The organism is Arsukibacterium sp. (genome assembly GCF_036735525.1).
GTDB lineage: Bacteria > Pseudomonadota > Gammaproteobacteria > Enterobacterales > Alteromonadaceae > Alishewanella.
In genome coordinates, this window is the sequence record NZ_DAINOE010000035.1 from 13,655 (window position 1) to 16,635 (window position 2,981).

General features: G+C 47.5%; 3 protein-coding genes. All 3 read left to right on the forward strand.

What is annotated here, in order from left to right:
* Positions 1-181: 181 nt before the first annotated feature.
* A complete protein-coding gene (locus tag V7D78_RS08755) occupies positions 182-1,144 on the forward strand; it encodes a sterol desaturase family protein (protein WP_333608067.1) in 963 nt (320 codons plus the stop codon).
* A gap of 76 nt (positions 1,145-1,220) precedes the next feature.
* Entirely contained in the window at positions 1,221-1,394 is a 174-nt protein-coding gene (locus tag V7D78_RS08760; RefSeq protein WP_333608068.1) for a DUF6435 family protein, read from the forward strand.
* Positions 1,395-1,732: 338 nt separating this feature from the next.
* Positions 1,733-2,981, forward strand: a 1,249-nt coding sequence (locus V7D78_RS08765; RefSeq protein ID WP_333608069.1) for an anthranilate synthase component 1, incomplete at its 3' end; no start/stop codon positions are given.

The following is a 2,981-nucleotide window of genomic DNA, read 5'->3' on the forward strand; positions in this document are numbered from 1 at the left end:
GCGTTAACCAATCCATCGCCAGTGAGGTCCAGGCTCCGGTTACCCGTATAATCGCACTCATGCCTATCATCCAGCGTTAAGTTGGCGTCAATCATCAAAAATATGTCGTCAAATGTCAATTTTTACTGTGAATTATAGCCGACAATGCCATACATAGAGGGTGAAACACCAGAGGAAGGCGATGCTGGAAAACATAACAACACTATGGGCGAACAGTGGCTTACTGACGGCCTGGCACACTATCAGCCATTGGCTGGCACTGGATGCCCGGCAACTGATATTTGTGCTGGCCACGCCATTTTTTATCGGTGTGGCCTTGTGGGAATATCGGATAATTCGTCTTCAGCCAACATTAATGAACCTGCAGGAAGCGCTGAAAAACTTTATGCTTGGTGCAGGCTACCAACTGACTGAACTGCTGTTTGCCGGCTTAATTGCCTTTCCGGTTTATGCACTGGCTTATCATTACCGGCTTTTTAGCTGGGAGTTAACTGCCGCCACCGCCATCTTCACACTGATCAGTGTCGATTTTTGTTTTTACTGGATGCATCGCTGCAGTCATCGACTTCGCTGGTTCTGGGCGGCACATGTGGTACATCATTCATCAGAACGTTTCAATTTTTCCACGGCGATGCGACAGAATGCCACTAACATCTTTAATGGTAACTGGCTATTTTACCTGCCATTAGCCTTACTAGGTTTACATCCTATCTGGATTGGCATCGCCTTTGCGCTATCGCTGGTTTATCAGTTTTTTATTCATACCACCTTAATTAAAAAACTGCATCCGGCGATAGAATACCTTTTTAATACTCCCAGCCATCACCGGGTGCATCATGGCCGTAATGAAGGTTATATTGATCGTAACTATGGCGGCATTTTTATTATCTGGGATCGGTTATTTGCCACCTTTGTTGATGAGCAGACCCAGCAACCGCCACAATATGGCATTACCCGCCCGCCAAAGGATGACCGCTTGCTGACCCTTTGCACGCATGAGTATGTCGCGCTTTTTAAAGATATGCAGCAAAGCGGTCCTTTGCAGCAAAGACTAAAACATCTGTTTATGCCCCCTGACTGGCAACGTCAGCAGCATAGCGCGCCTCAGTATCAGCCACCCCATGAATCAGAAAAGGCTGACTGAGTAAAGACGGGTGAACTTTTTGGCTTGAGTATCCGTATTGGCTAACATTACATAATTAATCATGGTGGTATTACACATGTTTGGCTGGTTAAAACCTGATCCGGTAAAAAAATTACGCAAAGCTTATGATCAGAAACTTGAGCAGGCGATGCATGCACAGCGCAACGGCGATATGCGGCTATTCGCTGATCTAACACAGGAAAGCGAAGATCTGTGGAAGAAAATTGAACAGTTGCAGCAACAGCAGTAAAGCGAACGATACACAGCCATCCGGCCGCTTATACGTTTTTATTTCTGTATTATAAGCAATAAGCACTTGACGCCACACCCCGTTTTGCGGTTTTATGTGTGGCGCAGTAACGTAAGTCATTTAAAAGGTCACTAAAGCTAATGCAATTTATCACAACCCTAACCCTGACTAACTGGTGGTGGCACATACCCAACGGGCATGTGTAGGCGTTGTATTCGCTTTATTTACCAAAGCCCGTTTCCAGCAGAAGCGGGCTTTTTTTATGTCCTGCTCACTGGCTTGAAATAGGCGATAACACCAGAAATAACGATTAACGTGACAAGAAAAAGGATAACCAGATGATTTTTAGTCACATTACCGATACGCCAGGCGAAGTGGCCAGTATCGCCATGTCGTTGCCGTATCAGGCGAATGCACTGGCCTGCTATCAATCGCTTACCGCGCAAAGCCCCTGCTCTTTGTTATTAGAGTCGGCCGAGATTGACAGCAAGGACAATTTAAAAAGTTTACTGCTTATTGATGCTGCGCTGCGCATTGTTTGTAAGGATCAAAGCGTGGAAATTACCGCCATTAGCAGTAATGGCCAGGCCTTACTGCCTTATCTGGCTGAGTTATTAACAGCTGAAGCCGTCGTCAGCCAGCATCAGCAACATCTTAGTGTTACCTATCAACGCCCGCCATTATTACTCGAGGAGCAAGCAAGGCTGAATGCCGCCAACCCTTTTAGCGTGCTGCGTACTATTCAGCAGCAGTTACGCTGCCACAGTAATGAACCCTTTGCCGTGATGTTAGGCGGGGTTATTGGTTATGACATGGTAGCGACAGTGGAGCAACTGCCCGAAGTGCCAATGGCTGAAAACCAATGCCCGGATTATGTGTTTTATTTAGCCGAAACCTTGTTAGTACTGGATCATCAACGCCAGCAAAGCCGGGTTATTGGCAACGTATTTTGTGGCGAACAGGCCGCCGCCAATTGCTTTGTCATTGGCAAGCGGCTGGAGCAATTAAAGCAGCTATTACAAGCTGAGCCTACAGCACAACAAAGAGTGACGGTTGACGCTGAATTATTGCAAGCGCGGGTGGATATCAGCGACGCCGACTTTGTGCAGCAGGTGGAAAAGCTCAAGCACAACATTGTCGCCGGTGATGTGTTTCAGGTGGTGCCCTCACGTTGTTTTCAGCTGCCCTGCCCTGATCCATTGGCAGCCTATGGCCGTTTAAAGCAGCAAAATCCCAGCCCTTACATGTTTTACCTGAAGGACAGCGACTTTATTTTGTTTGGTGCCTCACCTGAGTCGGCCCTGAAATTTGATGCTAAAAGCCGTCAGGTAGAAATCTACCCAATTGCCGGCACCCGCCGCCGCGGCTTTAATGCCGATGGCAGTATAGACCGCGATTTGGACAGCCGCATTGAACTGGAACTGAGGCAGGATGAAAAAGAGAAAGCCGAACACCTGATGCTGGTCGATTTAGCCCGTAATGATGTGGCAAGGATCAGTGTACCTGGCAGCCGCTATGTGAAAGAGCTGCTGAAAGTAGATCGTTATTCCTATGTGATGCACCTGGTCTCCAAAGTAGTCGGCACCT

Coding starts and splice junctions, on each gene's coding strand:
- V7D78_RS08760 (WP_333608068.1), top strand. CDS start 1,221: ATGTTTGGCTGGTTAAAACCTGATCCGGTAAAAAAATTACGCAAAGCT.
- V7D78_RS08755 (WP_333608067.1), top strand. CDS start 182: ATGCTGGAAAACATAACAACACTATGGGCGAACAGTGGCTTACTGACG.